We start from the raw sequence: 20,569 nt of genomic DNA, 5'->3' as shown, positions 1-20,569 counted from the left end.
AAATATTCGACAAAAAGCGTAAATAGAAAATACAACAATCCTAAACCGATAAAGAAAATAGTTCCCCGTATCAATTCGTTGGTATAAAACTTCCTGATGAAAGCTTCTAGTTTTTGATAAATAAATTGCTGATTTTCCAAAATTTATGCTTTGTTTTTTATAACCAATAAAAGTAATAATTTATATGAATAAAGAAATGTTAAAAATCATCAAACTCATTAATCTTACATTATCTCATTTACAGATAATAACAAGAGAAATCGAATTTGTATCTTCGCAAAAAATTTATAGCAATGTCTAAACAAGTTCGGGTGCGTTTTGCACCAAGTCCAACAGGACCTTTACATATTGGCGGAGTTCGTACCGCATTATTCAATTATTTGTTTGCCAAAAAAAACAATGGTGTTTTCTTCCTGAGAATTGAAGATACGGACCAAAATCGTTTTGTTCCAGATGCTGAAGAATATATCATGGAAGCACTAGAATGGTTAGGAATTGCGCCAGATGAGACTATTGGTAAAAATGAAAAATTTGGTCCATACCGTCAAAGCGAAAGAAAAGATTTGTACCAACAATATGCAGCTGAATTAATTAATTCCGGGAATGCGTATTATGCTTTTGATACAGCAGAAGCTTTGGATGCAGCACGAAAATTAGAAGAAGAACAAGGAAAAACCTTTATATACAATCATACTAACAGAGAAAAACTGGACACTTCGTTAGTTATTTCTGCAGACGAAACTGCTAAAAGAATTGCTGATGGCGAACATTATGTCATCCGTTTTAAAACCCCGGTAAATGAAACGCTTCATTTGCATGACATCATTCGTGGTGATGTAAAGTTTGAAACGAATCTTTTAGACGATAAAGTATTGTTCAAAAGTGACGGGATGCCAACGTATCATTTGGCTAATATTGTGGATGATCATTTAATGGAAACATCTCACGTAATTCGTGGTGAAGAATGGTTGCCATCAATGCCCTTACACGTTTTATTGTACAGAGCATTTGGTTGGGAAGCTCCAGAATTTGCACATTTACCATTGATTATGAAACCAAATGGAAAAGGCAAATTATCAAAAAGAGATGGTGATATAGGAGGATTCCCTGTATTTCCTTTAAAATGGAACGATTCAAGAGGTTTTAGAGAAGATGGATATTTTCCAGAAGCTTTATTAAATATGTTAGTTATGCTGGGGTGGAATGAGGGATTGGGAATAGAAAAAGAGATATATTCACTAGAGGAGTTAATTAAAGCATTTTCACTAGAGCATGTAACTAGATCAGGAGGAAAATTTAATCCAGATAAAGCAAAGTGGTTTAACCAACAATATTTACATGTCAAAAATAATCATGAAATTGCGGAAAAATTTAATGTGATTTTATCGGAAAAAGGGTATAATAAATCAATTGTTTTTGTTGAGAAAATTGTTACATTGACAAAAGATAGAGCCGTGTTCATAAGTGATTTATGGGAATTGAGTAATTATATTTTTGAAAAACCTAAGTCGTTTGATGAAAAGGCTATGGAGAAAAATTGGAAAGAAAACACTTCTTTTTTAATGACTAATTTATTAACAATAATTAACGGAATAGAAAATTTTATCAGCAGTGAAATAGAAATTAAAGTAAAAGATTGGATTAATGAAGAAGGTTTAGGATTTGGACAAATAATGCCTCCTTTTAGAATTTCTTTGGTAGGAGAAATGAAAGGAATTGACTTATTTGAATTATCTGAACTAATTGGTAAACAAGAAACAACCCATAGAATATTAAAAGCAATAAATCATAACTCTAAATAAATGGCCAACCTAACGATTAAAACACCTAATAATGGTAATCCAATTGCTTGGTTTAATTTTATTAATAATTCTAAATCTAAACTAAATTCTGATATTGATACTTTAATAGTAGATTTTAATGATTTAACTTATTTAGATACTGATGATCTAGTTTTATTAGGTTGTTTAATGGATCTATTTAACAATGAAAAAATTAAAATTCAATTTATAAATGGAAGAGGTAAACTGACCAAACATTTAAGAGGTATCAAATTTAAAAAATATTGGAGTAATGGTTTTAATAGAGATAATTTTACAGAAACACATAACAAAAATACACTTTGCTTATGGCATATATCTCCTACAATGATAACTAGTTATTCAGAATATGCAAAGAAGTATTTTGAAAGAACATTTTTTAAAGGGAAAGATCTTCTACCAATTGCAACAAATATGTCTGAAATTTTCAACAATATTTTTGATCATTCTAAATCTCCAGTTAATGGGTATATAATTACCCAATACTCGCCTGTAAAAAAATTATTATCCTTTTCTGTTTGTGATTTCGGTGTAGGTATAGCAAATTCATTGAATAACTATTATGATAAAAAAGGAATAGATAGGGTTTCAGATTCTCAAGCAATAAAAAATTCATTAGAAACGGGGGTATCATCTTTCTCAACACTACGTAATAAAGGCTTTGGTCTAAGTAATGTTTTAGATTTTACTGAAAATTTTAAAGGTCTATTGACAATATATTCAAATAATGGATATTTATTAAAAGAATTTAATGATGATTATTATTTAAAAGAAACAAATCTGAATTTTTCAGGAACTTTAATCAAAGTAGAAATTAGCACATTAGAATTTGATGAAATTGACCAAGAAAATGATGTTTATGAGATCTAATTAAGCTTATTAACATTTTTTTTACTTTGTTAATAATTTTTATATTTATATTTGTACCATAATTATGAACAACACTACTCAAATATCAGTAAAAAACATTGTATCAAACACCGAAACTAACGTTGAAGGTATAAAGCTTTATTGTGTATTAGATAAATCACTAAAAGAAAAACATATTATAACTTTAGAAATTGAAAATGATATGCAATTAACATCTTCGTTTTTAAATTCTTCTTTAGGTAATATTATTGATAATTATGGTTTTAATATTCTAAAAAGTAATTTAAAATTAAAATGTAGTAAAGCACAATATAATAGGTTAAGTTCCTATCTATATAAGTATAATGACATATATCAAAAATAAAAAAAGCTCCCAAGTTGGGAGCTTTTTTATTACAAATAAATAATCAAATTCCCGTTTAGTATTCCTGGATTCCCTTTGAAATTTACTCCTAAATTCTTGTTGTTCAAGTTTTCAAGCATGTTATTGACACCATATTGATAGGAAACATTGGCTCTGAAATGACGAACACCAAACGTGATTCCAACCGTTGGATAAAAATTAAAATTAGAAATCTCTCTAATATCTTTGGCTAACAACGTTGTACCAGAAATAACATTATTTTCATCTGTATTATCAATATTTAATTTTCCATTTACTTGAACAATGGGTCCAAACTCAATACTCAAATGATTTTCAACAAGTTTATAACTCACTTGTAAAGACACTTGAGCTGACGCCAATTTATAGTTAACATCTTCTTTAGCCAAAGTAAAAGTGTTTGTTCCAACAGAAAAATTATTCTCGCTAAATTGAATGTTATACACCATGTCCCAATTATTATAGAAATTTCCCCGCATAGAAAGTCCGGCATTCCAACCCAATTCAGGTTTAGTTTGGAAATTATCAGTGTTCAGGGTAAATTGATTGACTCCAAAACTGATTCCTATCCTATTTGAATCCCTGTATTTATATTGGGAAAAGGCTGTTATGGAAATGAAAACAAAAAATAAAGTAAACGATATCTTTCTCATATAATTGAAATTTACAAAGACAAACCTAAAGTTTTTTTGTAAATTGTGAGATAATTTTTAACTAAAAACAAAAAATATTATGAATGTTGCATTAATTATCCTACTAGTCTTTGGGTTCTTTATTTTACTGTCTTCGTTTTTTACGGTAAAACAACAAACGGCTGTTGTTGTAGAACGATTTGGAAAATTTTTAAGTATCAGACAATCCGGTTTGCATTTAAAAATTCCTTTGATAGATAGAATTGCAGGACGTGTGAATCTAAAAATTCAACAATTAGACGTTATCATTGAAACAAAAACTAAAGACAACGTTTTTGTTAAGCTTAAAGTTTCGGTTCAATTTATGGTTATTAAAGAGACCGTTTATGATGCTTTTTATAAACTGGAATATCCACACGATCAAATTACTTCTTATGTATTTGATGTAGTTCGTGCCGAAGTTCCTAAATTAAAACTGGATGATGTTTTTGAAAGAAAAGATGATATTGCCATTGCTGTAAAAAGAGAATTGAATGAAGCCATGACTACTTATGGATACACGATTATCAATACTTTGGTAACAGATATTGATCCGGATATTCAAGTGAAAAATGCCATGAATAGAATTAATGCTGCTGATAGAGAAAAAACGGTAGCTGAATTTGAAGCTGAAGCATCAAGAATTAGAATTGTAGCCAAAGCCGAAGCTGAAGCCGAAAGCAAAAGATTACAAGGACAAGGTATTGCGAACCAAAGAAGAGAAATTGCCAAAGGTTTAGTAGAAAGTGTAGATGTTTTGAATAGAGTTGGGATAAATTCTCAGGAAGCTTCGGCATTGATTGTAGTGACACAACATTATGATACACTGCAAGCTATTGGTGCTGACGCAAATTCTAATCTGATTTTATTGCCTAATTCTCCACAAGCTGGAAGTGATATGCTGAACAATATGATTGCTTCGTTCAGTGCTTCGAATCAAGTGGGTGAATTGATGAAAAAAAGAGGTGAAAAAGGAACTTCAAGAAGAGAAAAAAATATAGAAATTCCTGAAAAACCAGAAGCTCCAGAAAGCCCGGAAACAGAAGAATAATTTACTAGAATTCATAAAAAAAGAGGCTTAATTGCCTCTTTTTATTTTTTTAATCCATTTGATTACGTACGGTAATGCAATGTTTAAGATTGTTCCGTATGACCCTGAAAAGGCCGATAAGGAAGAACCAACAACTCCACTTACTAGATTCATTGGTGTTATGCTTTCTTTTGTTTTTTGAAAACCATAAGCCAATTTCTGATAACTGATTTCTTGTTCAATTTTTAAAATTTCAAGTTCCCTTTCAATTTGAGCATACGAAGAATATTTTTTGGTTTCCATAAGTTAGTCGTTAAAAAATATTTCTGAAAATTTCTCTAAAATTGGTCCTTCAACGATTTTATCTTTTATAGAAAATAAAATTCCTGTAATCACAAGATAAACTCCTCCAACGATTAAAAATCCCAAAGCGTAACTATCTAAAGCGATACCTATAGCTAACGCAGCGGCAACAGAACAAAACAATAAAACCATACTGAAACACAATAAAATCAATGAAAATTTTATGATCATCGTTGTTGATTTCATTGCAACCTTGAAACCCCACAATTTATAATACGCCACAGTACTTTCTAAATAAGCTTTGGCTTGTTCTTGAATGTTTTCTGTATTTTCTTTTAGTTCTTCAAAGGCCATGGATTTGTTTTTAGGATTTGATACAATAGGTAAATCAAAATTATTTTTGAAGTTTTGCGTTCTGCCTCTTTAGCTCCGCTAATTTTTCCTCTAAGAATGAAATTACATCTTCGGTCTTGTGACTCATATTTGAAACCAGTTCTTCATAAGTTTCTTCTAAATCAAATTTTGCACTTGTGAATTTATCTTTCAATTCTAAAGATGCATTGTCCAATTTATTTTTTAATTCACATTTAACATCATCAAAACCATCTTTAATTTTTCCTCTTGTTTTAGAACCTTTATCCGGAGCAAATAAAATTCCGATTCCAGCTCCGATAGCTGCTCCTGTCAAAAGAGCCAATAATGTATTTCCCGTATTATTCGACATGATTCTTAATTTTAAAAGTTTGTTTCATAAAGATACGGATTTATTAACAACAACCCGTTAACAACTCGTTAAAGTGTAATTTTACAAGACAAAAAGCAAATAAAAGCGAGCTGTTTAATGTTTATTTGGATTCTATATTGACTGTCATTTGTTTTAAAAAACTGCCTTAAAATCAATTTATGAACCTCGTTTTTAATTGGAAATAATTATTAAAAATACTTTTTTTATAAGAAATTACAATAATAAAAAAAGCCCTCTAAGAAGAGAGCTTTTAATTGATAAAATCTATTTAAAAAATAAATCTTAAAATTTAAGATCATTTAATAATTGTAACACTTTTTCGTTTTTCTCGTTCGTTTTTAATTCTGAAAGTTGCGTTTCGAAAAGGCTGAAATTATTCAAATCATTTTGCAAATTTTCAACAGCTAAAATTCTAACGGCTGCCATTTGACTTTTTAACGACATCGTGTATAATTTTGTCAAAGCTTCTTCTTCGATATCTTTTACTTGAACTTTATCTGAATGATGTAAAATCAAATTAGAAAACAACAATGAGTTATTGTCATTCTTGATATTTTTGACAATAGTCTGAATAATTAAACTGTAATTATCAATACTTTTTATGTTTTCAACAATGCTGTTTAAAATCAAACTCGCGTTGTTTTCATCCTTTTCTTTTACATATTTATTAATTTCTTTTTGAGTGTTCATCAATAAATTTTCCTCTTTTTTGCCTTTTTCTTCCCAAGCATCTTTCAATCCAACGGTTTTATTAAAGACAATTTTACCTTCGGTTGTATCTTTATCCACATTGAAATAACCCAAACGTTGAAACTGGAATTTCTCTCCAGATTGAACCGTTGCTAAACTTGGTTCTACAAATCCTTTTACAATTTGTAACGAACTAGGATTCATAAATTCTAAGAAATTTTTCTCTTTATGACTGTCTGGTGCTTCATCAATAAACAAGCGATCGTAGAGACGAACTTCTGTTTCTAAAGCATGTTGTATAGAAACCCAGTGCAAGGTTCCAGCCACTTTCCTTTGACTGGCTTCACTCCCACTTCCGCTTCTGCTGTCTTCATCATACGTTACATGAATCTCCGTAATAGTTCCAGCTGCATCTTTTATAACACTTTCTCCTTTAATGATATACGCATTTTTAAGACGTACTTCTCGGCCTAAACTCAATCGGAAAAACTTAGCCGGAGCATCTTCTAAAAAGTCTTCTCTTTCAATAAATAATTCTTTTGAAAAAGGAACTTTTCTAAATCCTGCACTTTCGTCTTCTTGATTATTTTCGGCTTCCAGCCATTCTTCTTTAGCTTCCGGATAATTCGTAATTACTAATTTTATCGGATCTAAAACCGCCATAACTCTTGGAGCAGTTTTATTCAAATCTTCGCGCAAACAAAATTCCAAAAGTGAAAAATCGATTATATTTTCTCTTTTGGCAACACCAATAATATCACAAAACTTACGAATAGAATTAGCTGTATAGCCTCTTCTTCTTAATCCGGAAATCGTTGGCATTCTTGGATCATCCCAACCATTAACTATATTTTCCTGTACCAATTGCAACAGTTTTCGCTTGCTCATTACGGTGTAATTCAAGTTCAAACGCGCAAATTCATATTGATGTGGTTTTACTTTTGAGTCATCATAAATTTGGTCCAAAAACCAGTTGTATAATTCTCTGTGCATGACAAATTCTAACGTACAGATAGAATGTGAAATTTGTTCTATATAATCACTTTCTCCGTGTGCGAAATCATACATTGGGTAGATTTTCCAATCGTTTCCTGTTCTGTGATGATGACGGTGTAAAACACGATACATCAATGGATCGCGCATCAACATATTAGTCGAAGTCATATCAATTTTAGCACGTAAAACATGGCTTCCTTCCTCAAAATCTCCATTTTTCATTCCTTCGAACAAAGTAAGATTTTCTTCGATAGAACGGTTTCTGTAAGGTCCATCAACTCCAGGTTGTGTAGGCGTTCCTTTTTGCGCAGCCATATCCTCTGAAGATTGACTGTCAATGTAAGCTTTACCGTTTTTAATCATTTTCACAGCCCAATCGTATAATTGTTGGAAGTAATCCGATGCATATCTTTCTTCGGCCCAATTAAAGCCCAACCATTGTAAATCTTCTTTTATGGCATCTACATATTCCTGCTCTTCTTTGGCTGGATTTGTATCGTCAAAACGTAAGTTAACTGGCGCATTGTACTTTAACCCTAATCCAAAATTCAAGCAAATCGATTTAGCATGACCTATGTGTAAATACCCATTAGGTTCTGGTGGAAAACGGAAACGTAATTTATCTTGGGGAAAACCGTTTGATAAACTGTCTTCTATGATTTGTTCTATAAAATGGAGTGATTTTTCTTCAGTTGACATTTTTTTGTTTTATTTTAGCAAAGGTAAAAAAGTTTAAGGTTTAATGTTTACTGTTTCCATAGAAACCTATGAAAAGTTAGTAATTCCGCTTTAAACTTTACGCTTTAAACAAAAAAATAAAATAATGGGAATCATAAAACTTAAAAATATAAGAACCTTCTCCTACCACGGTTGTTTAATCGAGGAAGGAAAAATAGGGTCTGACTATATAGTAAATTTAGAAGTTAAGACTGATTTGAGAAAATCCAGTATCTCAGATGATTTGAAAGATACCGTAGATTACGTGCTTTTAAATCGCATTGTTGTAGAAGAAATGGCGATTCGTTCGGACTTATTAGAGCATGTGGCACACCGAATCATAACTCGAATTTTTGAGGAAATTCCTGAGGTTTCCAGAATTATTGTTGCAGTTTCTAAACTCAATCCTCCTATTGGTGGTGATGTTGAAGCAGTTACTATAGAAATGGAAGAATATAGAAGTTAATTACAAATTACAAATTATGAATTTTTAAAACTTTGTAGTTATTAGCTTTCCTTTTTTAACTTTTTTACTATATTTGCACACCAATAAATAATTGGCGTCGTGGCCGAGCGGCTAGGCTGGGCTCTGCAAAAGCTCCTACTCCGGTTCGAATCCGGACGATGCCTCAAAAACCTTCAAAGTAATTTGGAGGTTTTTTTATGTCTAATTTTTAAGAAAAATTAAATAAAGATATAGTTCGAATCCAGACGATATTCAAAAACCTTCAAAGTAATTTGGAGGTTTTTTTATGTCTAATTTTTAAGAAAAATTAAGTAAAGATATAGTTTGAATACAGACGATATTCAAAGTAATTTAGACATAAAAAACATCTAAATTATTAAGCATTAAGAAATTAAGTTTCATTAAGATTTAGACTTAATTTTTCTTAATTCCTTAATGGTTAAAAAAAATGACTTAACTTTTTAAATATAAAAAAGCCCTGACTCTAAATTAATTAGAATCAAGGCTTTTTTTATTATTATAGAAATTATATTCTTTTAATTATCTATTTTATCAAATGCTTTTTTAACCATTGCTTTTTCTTCTGGGAACCAACCTTGAGTTATTAAAACCATCCCAAAAACCATCATCACAATGCTGATTCCTTTTTTGATTTTAAGAATGTTTACCGGTGTTAGTTTTGTTTTTAATTGCTTGGCTAATAATATTTTAATACAATCAATAAGTAAATAAGAAACCACCACTGATGTAAAAAAAGTTATCATTCTGGAGGTTTGCATTTCTAGTTTTGGTCCTACTGAAATAATAATAGCCAACCAAAAACCAAGAACACCAATATTGATAATGTTTAACAAAAACCCTTTTATAAAAAGACTTAAATAGTTTTTTTTGACTATTTCCCTGTCAATAATATCAGTATTTATTTTTTCTTCTTTTTTTAATTGTATGAAGGAAATTATACCATAAACCAGCATCAATACACCTCCAAAAATAAAAAGTGCCGGTTGATCTTTTAAACTTTGAATCAACCTGTAGCTTCCTAAATAAGCAATTCCAATAAAAACAATATCTCCTGAAACTACCCCTAAATCAAATACTAAAGCAGCTCTAAACCCTTTTATAATACTTGTTTCCAGTAAAATAAAAAAAACAGGGCCAATCATAAAACTCAAGAAAATTCCCCAAGGAATACCAGATAAAATATCGTTTATCATTAAAAATTTAAATTTATTACCATAAAATCTAAACCAAAGTACTAATTTTTTTCTAAAATAGTACCGCCAATGAAAACTTCCTTATTAATCTGTTTTGGTTTACCGTAGATAAAAATAGAGCCTCCTGCTTTCACTTTTGCATCAACTAATGTAGTTGCATGAATTTCAGATTTTCCTCCAGCAGCAACGCTTATTGTTGTTTGTTTTGTATGTAAATCAATTGCTTTTAGAATTCCGCCTGAAGTAATAACAACATCTTGATTTGTTGCTTTACCAGAAACATCAATTATTCCGCCGGCACTTGCTTTTATATTCACTTTATCAACATCAATTTCAATGTTAATCTCTGCTCCTGATTTTGCATTTAAATCTAACATAGTTTGTTTGAAATCAGTTTCACTTGATACATAACTTCCCTCGCTTGCGCTGATACTTTCAATATTTTTAAAATATAATTTTATTGTAATATCATCTCCAGATAACAATTGTGGAAATGGCATTCTGATTTTCAATTCGCCATTTTTATTTACTGTTTCTACTTCATCTGCACGGTCTCCAGTGATAACTATTTTATTTTCTGAAGCTGGAATTAATTTTACATTGATTTTATCAAATACTTTTACTTCATCAAAATCTCCTAAGTTTCTGCTTACCTGAGCATTTGTAATTTGAGTTAACAATACAAAGGCAATAATCACTAATTTTTTACTCATATTTCTAATATTGCTTTTTTGGTATTCGTGAGTCTTTGATTTCATTTTTTTTATTTAATTGGTTCTTCAATTCTTCTTAAAAAATTAAAATCCAGTTGTTTTTTAACTAAATCGGCATTTTTTACTTTAACGTAAATTTCATCTCCTAATTGTAATAATCTACCAGAAGTTGCGCCAGTTAGTGCATATTGTTTTTCATCAAAAGTGTAATAATCGTCATTTATATCACGTATTCTACACATTCCTTCACATTTATTCTCGATTATTTCAACATAAATTCCCCATTCCGTCACACCAGAAATTACACCTAAAAATTCCTGATCCTGATGATCCTGCATGTATTTTACCTGCATGTATTTGATAGAATCACGCTCGGCATTGGTTGCTAAACCTTCCATTGTAGATGAATGCAAACATTTTGTTTCATACGTTTCTTCATCAGCTGATTTTCCTCCATCAAGATAATGTTGTAATAATCGATGCACCATTACATCCGGATAACGACGAATTGGCGATGTAAAATGAGAATAATATTCAAAAGCTAAACCGTAATGTCCTATGTTATCAGTAGAATATTTAGCTTTACTCATACTTCTAATGGCAAGCGTATCAATTAAATTCTGTTCTTTTTTACCATTCACTTCTTCCATCAAAGCATTCAATGATTTTGAAATATCTCCTTTGTTTCTAAAATCAATTTTGTAACCAAACTTGGCAATTACCGTTTGCATGGCAATTAATTTATCTTCATTTGGTTCATCATGAATTCTGTAAATGAAGGTTTTCTTTTGTTTTCCAATGTATTCTGCTACTTTTTTATTGGCTAAAAGCATGAATTCTTCAATCAAATGATTCGCATCTTTCGAAACTTTAAAATAAACTCCTTGAGGTTCTCCAGCTTCATCTAAATTAAATTTCACTTCTACTTTATCAAAAGAAATGGCTCCATCAGCCATTCTTCTTTTTCTGAAAATTTTAGCTAATTCATCCATTTTTAGCGTCGCTGCAACAATTGCTGCTGAAACTTGATACGAACTTCCAGTTATAGAAATTTCTTCAGGAATAACATCGTCCTTCGTTTCTATGATATATTGCGCTTCTTCGTAGGAGAATCTTTGATCTGAATAAATTACAGTTCTTCCAAACCATTGATTCACCACTTGAGATTTTTCCGTAATTTCGAATATAGCCGAAAACGTATATTTTTCTTCATTTGGACGCAATGAACACGCAAAATTTGATAATACTTCGGGTAACATTGGTACTACTCGATCCACTAAATAAACTGATGTTGCTCTTTGATACGCTTCATCATCCAGGATTGTTCCTTCTTGAAGATAATGGGAAACATCGGCAATGTGAATACCAATTTCGTAATTACCATTCTCTAATTTTTTAAATGATAAAGCATCATCAAAATCCTTCGCATCTTTTGGATCAATGGTAAAAGTCAATGTATCGCGCATATCGCGACGCTTGGCAATTTCACTTTCCTCTATGGAAGTATCAATTTTTTGTGCAAACGTTTCTACTTCAATAGGAAACTCTGATGGTAATCCGTATTCAGCAAGAATAGCGTGAATTTCTGTATCGTGTTCTCCTGGTTTACCTAAAACTTTTATTACGGAACCAAAAGGACTATCGGCTCTGGCTGGCCAATCTTCGATATGAACTAAAACTACATCACCTTGCTCTGCCTCACCTATTTTATCCTTTGGAATAAAAATATCAGTATACATTTTTGGATTTGCAGTAGAAACAAAAGCAAAATTAGCTTGAATATCAATTACACCAACAAAGTCAGTTTTATTTCTTTCAATGACTTCAATGACTTCACCTTCAGGTCTTTTCCCTTTTCTTCGATTGTAAACATAGACTTTGACAATATCTTTGTCTAAAGCATGGTTCAAATTATTGGTAGGAATAAAAACATCTTCTTCTAAATCTGGGCAAACAAAATAAGCTGTTTTACGTCCCGTCATGTCAATTTTACCTTCGTAATAGTCTTTGCTTATTGCTTTTACTAAATATTTACCAGGTTCAGATTCTATAATTTTATTTTGAGAAGCCAGAATCTTCAAATCTTTTATAATTTGATTTCTGCTTTGGGTATCATCGAGTTCCAGCTTTGCTCCTATTTGTTTATAATTGAATGCTTTATTAGCACTTTGCGATAATATTTTTACTATTTTATCAGAGTAGTCTTTCTCTTTTTTTATCGGCTTTCTTAATCTTTTACTCATATATCTTTTCTTAAAAGTTTAAAATTACAAAATACTTAACTGTTTTCGGTAAAGAGCTAACAGTTTTAAAGAAAATATAACTTTAAAGAATAGTTGTATCTTTATAAAAACAATTAAAATGGAAGACTTTCAAATAATTGCGATTTTTAATTATTCACATGAAATTGTAGTGCTGAAGCATTTATTGGAACAAGAAAAAATTAATTATTTTTTTGAAAACGAAACCTTAGTTTCAGTTGATCCATTTGGGAGTTTTGCCTACGGTGGAATCAAGCTTAAAATTCATATCAATGATTTTGAAAAAGTGCAAGAATTTCTTGATGACTTGAATAACAATCTAAAAATCGTTTAAAGGAAATTAGAACAGTAAAATCTATTTTTTAAATTTTAATTTTTTCAAAGTTGTCAACATATATTTAAATAAACAAAAAGAAAAATTAAATTTAAATTCTTTCTTGGTTGTTATTATAGTGTGTTAATAGTGGCAATAAATTTATTTTAAAATGTATTGAAATCAAGTTAAAAGATGTTATACGGACTTATCAACATAGTTATTTTATACTAAAGTCTTCGTTTTAAAGTCTTTTCTAATTTTAATTAACAATGGTTAATAATCTAAAAAGAATTGATTTTGTAAATAAGTACTTTTTTAAAATTTGTTGATAAACTACTTTTTAATATTGATAACTATTCTAAAAATTCAACGAACTTAATTTGGATTTCTAATGTGGGTTTTGGATTACTTATTTTTTAGATACAACCATAAAAAACTTCTAATATTCTATCTAAAGTTATGAACATTGTATGTTAATTTAAAGTTAACTGAATATCAAGCAATTGCGTTTTGCTATTAACAATGTAAATTTTTAACATTTTAAATATAAAATCCACATTGATTTACAGCTATTTATAGATTTATTGGAATTGTTGATAACCGCTAATACAATAGCAATCTGATAGTTATAAAATATCCTGTTAATTTATATTTTTCGTGACTTATATCAATTGTAACAATCAATTAAAGAAGCGAAATTTAAATTCTGCAAAACTAGATTTCTTTATTTAAATTTGCACCACACAACTTAATACATATAAGATGAAAATCTCCATAGGAAACGATCACGCAGGACCAGATTACAAAAAAGCAATTGTTGAAATGCTTAAAGCAAAAGGACATGAGGTAACTAATTACGGAACAGATTCAGCAGACAGTGTGGACTATCCTGATTTTGGTCATCCGGTTGCGACTGATGTTGCTGAGGGAAAAGCTGATTTTGGAATTGTTATTTGCGGAAGCGGAAACGGAATTTCTATGACAGTGAATAAACAGTCTAAAGTTCGCGCTGCTTTATGTTGGATGAAAGAAATTGCAGTTTTGGCGCGTCAACACAATGATGCGAATATTATTAGTATTCCCGCTCGTTTTACTTCAATTCCACAAGCAGTAGAAATGGTAGAAGCGTTCTTAAACACCGAATTTGAAGGTGGAAGACACCAAAATAGAGTAGATAAAATTTCTTGTTAGAAATTTTTATTGACTGAATTTACATTAATTCAGTCAGTACGTTGACTGAATTTACATTAATTTAGTCAACGTACTGACTGAATTACTGTTTTTTGATTATATTTGGTTTAGATTTCTAAATCAAATAGAATGGAAAATTATTTAAAAAGAGCACTCTTTCAAGATTTTGGTAACAAAGTACTTCCTAATAAAGTATTGATATTACTAGGTGCTCGTCGTGTTGGAAAAACCGAACTAATAAAAAATTACCTTCAAACTATTCCTGATGGAAGTTATTTGCAACTGAACGGGGAAGATATTAATGACGCTAATCTGCTCAAAGAACGTTCTGTAGCAAATTACAAGCGATTATTACTCAATATTGATTTACTGGTTATAGACGAAGCCCAAACGATTCCTGATATTGGACTTATTCTAAAATTGATTGTGGATGCTATTGATGGAATCAAAATCATTGCTACAGGTTCCTCAATATTTGATTTAAACAACAATCTTGGTGAACCATTAGTAGGACGAAAAAACACCTTGTATCTTTTTCCATTGGCACAAATGGAATATTCCCAATACGAAAATTACAAACAAACTACAGAAAAATTAGAGGAAAGATTACTCTTTGGAAGTTATCCGGAACTGATTCAATATTCAGATTGGGAGGATAAAAAAGAGTATTTATATGAAATCATCAATTCGTATTTACTGAAAGATATTTTAGTTTTTGAAGGAATAAAACACGCCGATAAAATATATGATTTGCTGCGTTTGATAGCCTATCAATTAGGAAAAGAAGTTTCGTTGCAGGAATTAGCAAATCAGTTGCAAATGTCTAAAAATACAGTTGCTAACTATTTAGATTTGCTTTCTAAAGTGTTTATTATCTTCAAAGTAGAAGGGTTCAGTCGCAATCTTCGAAAAGAAATTGTGAAATCCAGCCGTTGGTATTTTTATGACAATGGCATTAGAAACGGCATCATTAATAATTTCAACCGATTGGATTCTAGAACAGATGTGGGCGATTTATGGGAAAATTACTTGGCGGTAGAACGCGTTAAAAAACAAAACTATTTAAAAATAAAAACGAATAATTATTTCTGGCGCACTTATGATCAGCAAGAACTAGACTGGCTCGAAGAAAAAGGAGAAGAACTGGCTGGATTTGAGTTTAAGTGGAGTGAAACCAAAAAAGTCAAAATTCCTGCTGCTTTCGCAAAAGCATATCCGGAAGCTACTTTTGAAGTAATCAACAAGAGTAATTATTTAGATTTTATAACATAGAAATACACTATAAAAAGTTGCAATATCCCAATTAAAAAAAACTTCCATAAAAAAGACATTTTAGAAGTTTTGTGTCGAAAAAAAAGCATCGCTAATCCGGAACCAATTGTACCGCCGATTAGACTCGTAAGCAATAAATTACGTTCAGAAATGCGCCTTTTTTGCTGTATGGCCAGCCGTTTGTCAACTGCTATTATTGAAAAAGCAACTAAATTAATAAGTGGAAAATACCAGAATAAAAAAGACATAAATAAGGAGTTTTGACTCAAAGATACTATTTTAGCAACATGATTTTATAATCTTAAATTTAAAATGACTAACATACAATTCATATCAAAAATCGTTGCTACAGCAGGAATAAACATTGAAAAAACCGTTCAATTATTACAAGAGGATTGTACGATTCCGTTTATTTCGAGGTATAGAAAAGATACAACAGGAAATCTGGATGAAGTACAAATAGAACAAATTGCAAAGCTCCAAAAAGAATACGAGGTTATTGTAAAACGTAAAGAAGCGATTTTAAAATCGATTCAGGAACAAAATGCGCTTAGTCCAGAATTAGAAAAAAAAATCCAACAGAGCTTCGATTTACAAGAATTGGAAGATTTTTATCTGCCATTCAAAAAGAAGAAAAAAACGAAAGCCGATGTTGCCCGTGAAAACGGATTAGAACCGTTGGCAAAAATCATCATGGCGCAAAATAATGATGATGTCGATTTCATTTCAACACAATATTTGAATGAAAATGTCATCAATGAAGAAGCAGCTTTGCAAGGAGCAAGAGATATTATTGCCGAATGGATTAATGAAAATATTTATGTTCGAAAGCAACTCCGAAGATTGTACGAACGCAAAGCAACCATTACCACCAAAGTAGTAAAAACGAAGAAAGACGACGAAGCGGCGCAGAAATTCAATCAGTATTTCGATTGGTCTGAACCGTTGACTAAAGCACCATCGCATCGATTATTAGCGATGCTTCGTGCCGAAAATGAAGGCTTTATCAAGTTTAAAGTAGAAGTTGATATTGATGAAGCGTATGATATTATTGATGCGTTAGTTTTAAAAGGTCAAAATAAAACCACGTCTCACGTACAATTAGCCATCGAAGACAGTTACAAAAGATTGCTAAATCCAGCCATTTCAAATGAAGCCTTGCAAGAAGCAAAAGCTAAGGCTGATGCTAATTCGATTCAGGTTTTTGCGAATAATCTTGGACAGTTATTATTGGCTCCGCCTTTGGGTGAAAAACGAATTCTGGCGATTGATCCTGGATTTAGAAGTGGTTGTAAAATTGTTTGTCTGGACGAAAAAGGGGATTTGTTATACAACGAAACCATTTATCCGCATGCGCCTCAAAAAGAGGAAGTGATGGCAATGAAAAAAATTCGTTCAATGGTGAATTCGTATAAAATTGATGCTATTTCAATAGGAAATGGAACGGCTTCACGTGAAACCGAATTCTTCATTAAGAAAATAGCTTTCGATAAACCAGTTCAGGTTTTTATCGTTTCCGAAGCCGGAGCATCGGTGTATTCAGCTTCAAAAATAGCCAGAGAGGAGTTTCCTAATTATGATGTCACTGTTCGTGGTTCGGTTTCTATCGGACGACGATTGAGTGATCCACTTGCGGAGTTAGTAAAAATTGACCCAAAAGCCATTGGCGTAGGCCAATATCAACATGACGTGGATCAAAATAAATTAAAAGAAGAATTAGACAGTACGGTGATTCGTTGCGTGAATTCGGTTGGTGTAAATATCAACACGGCGAGTAAACATTTGTTGAGTTATGTGAGTGGAATAGGAGAGAAGCTGGCCGAAAACATCGTGCAATACCGTTCAGAAAACGGTCCTTTTCAAGACAGGAAACAACTTAAAAAAGTGCCGCGTTTGGGCGAAAAAGCGTACCAACAAGGCGTTGCTTTTATTCGAATTTCGAATGCGAAAAATCCGTTGGATAATTCGGCTGTGCATCCAGAAGCATACGGAATTGTGGAGAAAATGGCAAAAGATTTGAAATTAACGGTGAATGATTTGATTGCTAACAAAGAAAAAACCGCTTTGATAAAACCAGAAAATTATATTACTCCAGAAATAGGTTTATTGGGATTGAAAGACATTATAAAAGAACTCGAAAAACCGGGATTAGACCCAAGAAAATCTGCGAAAGTATTTGAATTTGACCCCAATGTAAAAACGATAAAAGATGTAAAAACGGGAATGGTTTTACCTGGAATTGTAAATAACATTACCAATTTTGGTTGTTTTGTGGATATTGGCGTAAAAGAAAGTGGTTTGGTTCACATTTCGCAACTCAAAGCAGGTTTTGTAAGCGATGTGAATGAAGTGGTAAAATTGCACGAACACGTTCAGGTAAAAGTGACTGAAGTCGATGAGGATAGAAAACGGATTCAGTTGAGTATGATACTTTAAAACAAAAAAAAGCTTTTCAATTGAAAAGCCTTTTTTTTATTTTGTTTCTTCTTCTTCTTTTTTATCAGCTGGCTGATTGTCTTTGGCTGCGTTTTTGAATTCTTTAATTCCGCTTCCTAGACCTTTCATTAATTCTGGAATTTTTTTACCTCCAAAAAGTAATAAAACAATCGCCAATATAACAAGGATTTCTGTAACACCTAATCTTCCCATGATTGAATAATTTATTGCTTAAGCAAATTTGTAATAACTCTAACGACAAAGGTATATAGAATTAGTTAATGGAAACTCATTTTGGTACATTTATTTGGTTTCAAAAGCGTTAAAAATTTATTAAAAATAAATTTAGGTTAAAAAAAGTGAACAAAAACAAGCGAATACAATCAACGACAATAATTGTTATATTTGTTCAATAATAAAAAAGTATGTCAAAAAAACGACTAAAACGGCGCAAACTCAAGGAAAATTTATTCAATAAACGACGTTTAATAATACTTAACGAAGATACTTTTGAAGAGACATTTTCTTTGAAACTTACTTTAATGAATGTTTTTGTGGTAGCGACTTTAGGAGCGATAATAATTACATTTGTTACTACTTTTATTATTGCTTTTACCCCATTACGAGAATTTATACCCGGCTATTCTTCCTCAAAATTAAAGAAGGATGCAATGGAATTGGCCTTGAAATCAGATTCTTTGACACGAGCTTTAAAGAAAAATGAAGCGTACATCCAGTCGATTCAAAAAGTGTTGACAGGAGAGTTAGAATATGCAAAATTCAATAAAGATTCAATACTTTCGGCTGCGGATGAAGTACCTTCTCAAGCTGATTTAGCTGCATCAAAACAAGAACTGGAACTGAGAGAACAAGTAGCAAAAGAAGAAAAAAAAGCACTTTCTAAAAAATCAAAAAAAGAGTAAAAAAACCAACTTTTATCTTTTAAAGAACAAAAATAAAAATGTCAATAAAATCTACGGCTGCAAAATTATTTGCACAAAAAATATACAAGAAAACACAACTTTGGGCCAATAATCCTATTGAAACTCAAAAGAAGGTTTTGCAAAAATTAATCAAAGAAGCGAAGAAAACACAATTTGGTATTGACCATCATTTTGACCAAATAAAAACTCAACAGGATTTTGCGAAACAAGTTCCAGTAAGAGATTATGAAGGATTGAAACCTTATGTTGATAAGGTGGTAAAAGGCCAGGAGAATATACTTTGGAAAGGAAAACCGCTTTATTTTGCCAAGACTTCCGGAACTACTTCTGGGGCAAAATACATTCCGTTGACTAAGGAATCCATGCCGTTTCATATTGAGGCGGCTCGAAATGCAATTCTACATTACATTCATGAAACTGGAAATGCTGATTTTGTGGATGGCAAAATGATTTTCTTGCAAGGAAGCCCAATATTAGAAGAAAAGCATGGAGTTAAATTAGGCAGATTGTCTGGAATTGTCGCTCATTTTGTTCCAAAATACCTTCAAAAAAACAGAATGCCTTCTTGGGAAACCAATTGTATTGAAGATTGGGAAACCAAAGTAAACGCAATTGTCGAGGAAACTTTTAATAAAGACATGAGAGTTATTTCTGGAATTCCGTCTTGGGTTCAAATGTATTTTGAAAAACTAAATCAAAAAGGAGGGAAGCCCGTAGGAGACATTTTCAAAAACTTCAATTTGTTTATTTACGGCGGTGTAAATTATGAGCCGTATCGCGCCAAATTTGAGAATTTGATAGGAAGAAAAGTAGACAGTATTGAGTTATTTCCTGCTTCGGAAGGATTTTTTGCGTATCAGGATTCGCAAAAAGAAAAGGGAATGTTACTGCTTTTGAACTCCGGGATTTTCTATGAATTTATAAAAAGTGACGAATTTTATACTGATCCCGAATCCCGAAGTTTCGGGACGGGACCAAGACGTTATACGATTGGCGAAGTAGAATTGGGCGTAAATTACGTTTTAATCATTTCGACGAATGCGGGACTTTGGGGATATAACATTGGAGATACCGTTCAGTTTACCAGTTTAAAACCTTACAGAGTTATAGTATCCGGAAGAATCAAACATTATATTTCGGCTTTTGGAGAACATGTGATTGGTAAGGAAGTGGAAAGTGCGTTGCAGGAAGCAATTCTTGGAACGGATATTCGCATCAATGAATTTACCGTTGCGCCACAAATCACGCCGGCAGAAGGATTGCCATACCACGAATGGTTCATCGAATTTGAGAACGAACCGGAAGACAGCGTATCTTTTGCGGAAGCGATAGATACCGCCATGCGCAAACAAAATGTGTATTATGACGATTTGATTGTGGGCAAAGTGTTGCGTAAAGTGGTTGTCACCAAAGTGGCTAAAAATGGGTTTCAGGATTATATGAAATCGATAGGCAAACTGGGAGGACAAAATAAAATTCCGAGACTCTCTAATGACAGAAATATAGTAGATTTATTAAAAAATAAATAAAAG

General features: G+C 31.6%; 21 protein-coding genes and 1 tRNA gene. 12 read left to right on the top strand and 10 right to left on the bottom strand.

The genetic code is table 11. The annotated features are described in order from the left end of the window. Window positions 1–293 precede the first annotated feature (293 nt). From gltX to QLS65_RS04500, 3 genes are all read left to right on the top strand, one after another. Window positions 294–1,802, top strand: coding sequence for a glutamate--tRNA ligase (gene gltX, locus QLS65_RS04510; RefSeq protein WP_282715489.1), 1,509 nt, complete (start codon window positions 294–296; stop codon window positions 1,800–1,802). Then, window positions 1,803–2,690, top strand: a complete 888-nt coding sequence (locus QLS65_RS04505; RefSeq protein ID WP_282715487.1) for a hypothetical protein — start codon at window positions 1,803–1,805, stop codon at window positions 2,688–2,690. Between the two features lie 64 nt (window positions 2,691–2,754). Next, window positions 2,755–3,054, top strand: a complete 300-nt coding sequence (locus tag QLS65_RS04500) for an STAS-like domain-containing protein (protein ID WP_282715485.1) — start codon at window positions 2,755–2,757, stop codon at window positions 3,052–3,054. A 29-nt stretch (window positions 3,055–3,083) separates the two neighbouring features. Here the strand turns inward: QLS65_RS04500 and QLS65_RS04495 are convergent, their stop codons facing one another. Next, on the bottom strand, window positions 3,084–3,725 hold the full coding sequence (locus tag QLS65_RS04495; RefSeq protein WP_282715482.1) for an outer membrane beta-barrel protein: 642 nt from the start codon (window positions 3,723–3,725) through the stop codon (window positions 3,084–3,086). 79 nt (window positions 3,726–3,804) lie between these two features. Here QLS65_RS04495 and QLS65_RS04490 point away from each other — a divergent pair, with 79 nt between their 5' ends. Next, window positions 3,805–4,794, top strand: a complete 990-nt coding sequence (locus QLS65_RS04490; RefSeq protein ID WP_282715480.1) for an SPFH domain-containing protein — start codon at window positions 3,805–3,807, stop codon at window positions 4,792–4,794. A gap of 27 nt (window positions 4,795–4,821) precedes the next feature. Here the strand turns inward: QLS65_RS04490 and QLS65_RS04485 are convergent, their stop codons facing one another. The 4 genes from QLS65_RS04485 to QLS65_RS04470 all read right to left on the bottom strand — a co-directional run bounded on the left by QLS65_RS04485 (window position 4,822) and on the right by QLS65_RS04470 (window position 8,206). After that, complete coding sequence (locus QLS65_RS04485; protein WP_099713946.1) at window positions 4,822–5,076, bottom strand: DUF6327 family protein; 255 nt, start codon at window positions 5,074–5,076, stop codon at window positions 4,822–4,824. A 3-nt stretch (window positions 5,077–5,079) separates the two neighbouring features. Continuing rightward, window positions 5,080–5,430: a phage holin family protein gene (locus tag QLS65_RS04480; protein ID WP_099713947.1), complete on the bottom strand. Its 351-nt coding sequence runs from the start codon at window positions 5,428–5,430 to the stop codon at window positions 5,080–5,082. A gap of 40 nt (window positions 5,431–5,470) precedes the next feature. Next, window positions 5,471–5,800: a YtxH domain-containing protein gene (locus QLS65_RS04475; RefSeq protein WP_099713948.1), complete on the bottom strand. Its 330-nt coding sequence runs from the start codon at window positions 5,798–5,800 to the stop codon at window positions 5,471–5,473. Between the two features lie 303 nt (window positions 5,801–6,103). Next, entirely contained in the window at window positions 6,104–8,206 is a 2,103-nt protein-coding gene (locus QLS65_RS04470; protein ID WP_282715478.1) for a glutamine--tRNA ligase/YqeY domain fusion protein, read from the bottom strand. Between the two features lie 124 nt (window positions 8,207–8,330). Here QLS65_RS04470 and folB point away from each other — a divergent pair, with 124 nt between their 5' ends. Together folB and QLS65_RS04460 are read left to right on the top strand one after the other, a co-directional pair. Beyond that, on the top strand, window positions 8,331–8,690 hold the full coding sequence (folB, locus tag QLS65_RS04465) for a dihydroneopterin aldolase (RefSeq protein ID WP_282715476.1): 360 nt from the start codon (window positions 8,331–8,333) through the stop codon (window positions 8,688–8,690). Window positions 8,691–8,783: 93 nt separating this feature from the next. After that, window positions 8,784–8,854 (top strand) — tRNA-Cys (locus QLS65_RS04460). A 372-nt stretch (window positions 8,855–9,226) separates the two neighbouring features. Here the strand turns inward: QLS65_RS04460 and QLS65_RS04455 are convergent. The 3 genes from QLS65_RS04455 to rnr are packed head-to-tail and all read right to left on the bottom strand — an operon-like array spanning window position 9,227 to window position 12,860. Continuing rightward, a complete protein-coding gene (locus tag QLS65_RS04455) occupies window positions 9,227–9,904 on the bottom strand; it encodes a LysE family translocator (RefSeq protein ID WP_099713951.1) in 678 nt (225 codons plus the stop codon). Window positions 9,905–9,945: 41 nt separating this feature from the next. Beyond that, complete coding sequence (locus tag QLS65_RS04450; protein ID WP_282715473.1) at window positions 9,946–10,662, bottom strand: head GIN domain-containing protein; 717 nt, start codon at window positions 10,660–10,662, stop codon at window positions 9,946–9,948. Window positions 10,663–10,667: 5 nt separating this feature from the next. Next, complete coding sequence (gene rnr, locus QLS65_RS04445) at window positions 10,668–12,860, bottom strand: ribonuclease R (RefSeq protein WP_282715471.1); 2,193 nt, start codon at window positions 12,858–12,860, stop codon at window positions 10,668–10,670. Window positions 12,861–12,978: 118 nt separating this feature from the next. On the opposite strand from rnr, the gene QLS65_RS04440 reads away from it, so the two are divergent. The 3 genes from QLS65_RS04440 (at window position 12,979) to QLS65_RS04430 (ending at window position 15,657) form a co-directional block, all read left to right on the top strand. Further along, a complete protein-coding gene (locus QLS65_RS04440; RefSeq protein WP_282715469.1) occupies window positions 12,979–13,212 on the top strand; it encodes a DUF2007 domain-containing protein in 234 nt (77 codons plus the stop codon). Window positions 13,213–13,956: 744 nt separating this feature from the next. Beyond that, on the top strand, window positions 13,957–14,385 hold the full coding sequence (gene rpiB / locus QLS65_RS04435) for a ribose 5-phosphate isomerase B (protein WP_099713954.1): 429 nt from the start codon (window positions 13,957–13,959) through the stop codon (window positions 14,383–14,385). 129 nt (window positions 14,386–14,514) lie between these two features. Continuing rightward, window positions 14,515–15,657 (top strand): ATP-binding protein, encoded by a 1,143-nt coding sequence (locus QLS65_RS04430; protein ID WP_282715467.1) that lies wholly within the window; start codon window positions 14,515–14,517, stop codon window positions 15,655–15,657. Here the strand turns inward: QLS65_RS04430 and QLS65_RS04425 are convergent. Then, window positions 15,636–15,905 carry a DUF1294 domain-containing protein gene (locus QLS65_RS04425; protein ID WP_282715465.1) on the bottom strand — a complete coding sequence of 90 codons (270 nt, stop codon included), beginning with the start codon at window positions 15,903–15,905 and terminating at the stop codon, window positions 15,636–15,638. The genes QLS65_RS04430 and QLS65_RS04425 overlap by 22 nt on opposite strands. A 64-nt stretch (window positions 15,906–15,969) precedes the next feature. On the opposite strand from QLS65_RS04425, the gene QLS65_RS04420 reads away from it, so the two are divergent. Further along, a complete protein-coding gene (locus QLS65_RS04420) occupies window positions 15,970–18,093 on the top strand; it encodes a Tex family protein (protein ID WP_282715463.1) in 2,124 nt (707 codons plus the stop codon). A 36-nt stretch (window positions 18,094–18,129) separates the two neighbouring features. On the opposite strand, the gene tatA is transcribed toward QLS65_RS04420, so the two are convergent. Beyond that, window positions 18,130–18,306: a twin-arginine translocase TatA/TatE family subunit gene (tatA, locus tag QLS65_RS04415; protein WP_099713958.1), complete on the bottom strand. Its 177-nt coding sequence runs from the start codon at window positions 18,304–18,306 to the stop codon at window positions 18,130–18,132. Between the two features lie 212 nt (window positions 18,307–18,518). Between tatA and QLS65_RS04410 the strand changes: the two genes are divergently transcribed. Next, on the top strand, window positions 18,519–19,016 hold the full coding sequence (locus tag QLS65_RS04410; protein ID WP_099713959.1) for a peptidase: 498 nt from the start codon (window positions 18,519–18,521) through the stop codon (window positions 19,014–19,016). Between the two features lie 38 nt (window positions 19,017–19,054). Then, window positions 19,055–20,566 (top strand): GH3 auxin-responsive promoter family protein, encoded by a 1,512-nt coding sequence (locus QLS65_RS04405; protein WP_282715460.1) that lies wholly within the window; start codon window positions 19,055–19,057, stop codon window positions 20,564–20,566. The last annotated feature ends 3 nt before the right edge of the window (window positions 20,567–20,569 follow it).

Origin of the sequence: Flavobacterium algoritolerans (assembly GCF_030010385.1) — a bacterium.
Lineage (GTDB): Bacteria > Bacteroidota > Bacteroidia > Flavobacteriales > Flavobacteriaceae > Flavobacterium > Flavobacterium algoritolerans.
Note: the sequence above shows the minus strand (reverse complement) of the source record. Positions and strands in the feature narration are given on the sequence as shown.

What these genes read in the sequence shown, in the direction of transcription:
- gltX (WP_282715489.1), top strand. Translation starts at nt 294, where the DNA reads ATGTCTAAACAAGTTCGGGTGCGTTTTGCACCAAGTCCAACAGGACCT.
- QLS65_RS04505 (WP_282715487.1), top strand. Translation starts at nt 1,803, where the DNA reads ATGGCCAACCTAACGATTAAAACACCTAATAATGGTAATCCAATTGCT.
- QLS65_RS04500 (WP_282715485.1), top strand. Translation starts at nt 2,755, where the DNA reads ATGAACAACACTACTCAAATATCAGTAAAAAACATTGTATCAAACACC.
- QLS65_RS04495 (WP_282715482.1), bottom strand. Translation starts at nt 3,725, where the DNA reads ATGAGAAAGATATCGTTTACTTTATTTTTTGTTTTCATTTCCATAACA.
- QLS65_RS04490 (WP_282715480.1), top strand. Translation starts at nt 3,805, where the DNA reads ATGAATGTTGCATTAATTATCCTACTAGTCTTTGGGTTCTTTATTTTA.
- QLS65_RS04485 (WP_099713946.1), bottom strand. Translation starts at nt 5,076, where the DNA reads ATGGAAACCAAAAAATATTCTTCGTATGCTCAAATTGAAAGGGAACTT.
- QLS65_RS04480 (WP_099713947.1), bottom strand. Translation starts at nt 5,430, where the DNA reads ATGGCCTTTGAAGAACTAAAAGAAAATACAGAAAACATTCAAGAACAA.
- QLS65_RS04475 (WP_099713948.1), bottom strand. Translation starts at nt 5,800, where the DNA reads ATGTCGAATAATACGGGAAATACATTATTGGCTCTTTTGACAGGAGCA.
- QLS65_RS04470 (WP_282715478.1), bottom strand. Translation starts at nt 8,206, where the DNA reads ATGTCAACTGAAGAAAAATCACTCCATTTTATAGAACAAATCATAGAA.
- folB (WP_282715476.1), top strand. Translation starts at nt 8,331, where the DNA reads ATGGGAATCATAAAACTTAAAAATATAAGAACCTTCTCCTACCACGGT.
- QLS65_RS04455 (WP_099713951.1), bottom strand. Translation starts at nt 9,904, where the DNA reads ATGATAAACGATATTTTATCTGGTATTCCTTGGGGAATTTTCTTGAGT.
- QLS65_RS04450 (WP_282715473.1), bottom strand. Translation starts at nt 10,662, where the DNA reads ATGAAATCAAAGACTCACGAATACCAAAAAAGCAATATTAGAAATATG.
- rnr (WP_282715471.1), bottom strand. Translation starts at nt 12,860, where the DNA reads ATGAGTAAAAGATTAAGAAAGCCGATAAAAAAAGAGAAAGACTACTCT.
- QLS65_RS04440 (WP_282715469.1), top strand. Translation starts at nt 12,979, where the DNA reads ATGGAAGACTTTCAAATAATTGCGATTTTTAATTATTCACATGAAATT.
- rpiB (WP_099713954.1), top strand. Translation starts at nt 13,957, where the DNA reads ATGAAAATCTCCATAGGAAACGATCACGCAGGACCAGATTACAAAAAA.
- QLS65_RS04430 (WP_282715467.1), top strand. Translation starts at nt 14,515, where the DNA reads ATGGAAAATTATTTAAAAAGAGCACTCTTTCAAGATTTTGGTAACAAA.
- QLS65_RS04425 (WP_282715465.1), bottom strand. Translation starts at nt 15,905, where the DNA reads ATGTCTTTTTTATTCTGGTATTTTCCACTTATTAATTTAGTTGCTTTT.
- QLS65_RS04420 (WP_282715463.1), top strand. Translation starts at nt 15,970, where the DNA reads ATGACTAACATACAATTCATATCAAAAATCGTTGCTACAGCAGGAATA.
- tatA (WP_099713958.1), bottom strand. Translation starts at nt 18,306, where the DNA reads ATGGGAAGATTAGGTGTTACAGAAATCCTTGTTATATTGGCGATTGTT.
- QLS65_RS04410 (WP_099713959.1), top strand. Translation starts at nt 18,519, where the DNA reads ATGTCAAAAAAACGACTAAAACGGCGCAAACTCAAGGAAAATTTATTC.
- QLS65_RS04405 (WP_282715460.1), top strand. Translation starts at nt 19,055, where the DNA reads ATGTCAATAAAATCTACGGCTGCAAAATTATTTGCACAAAAAATATAC.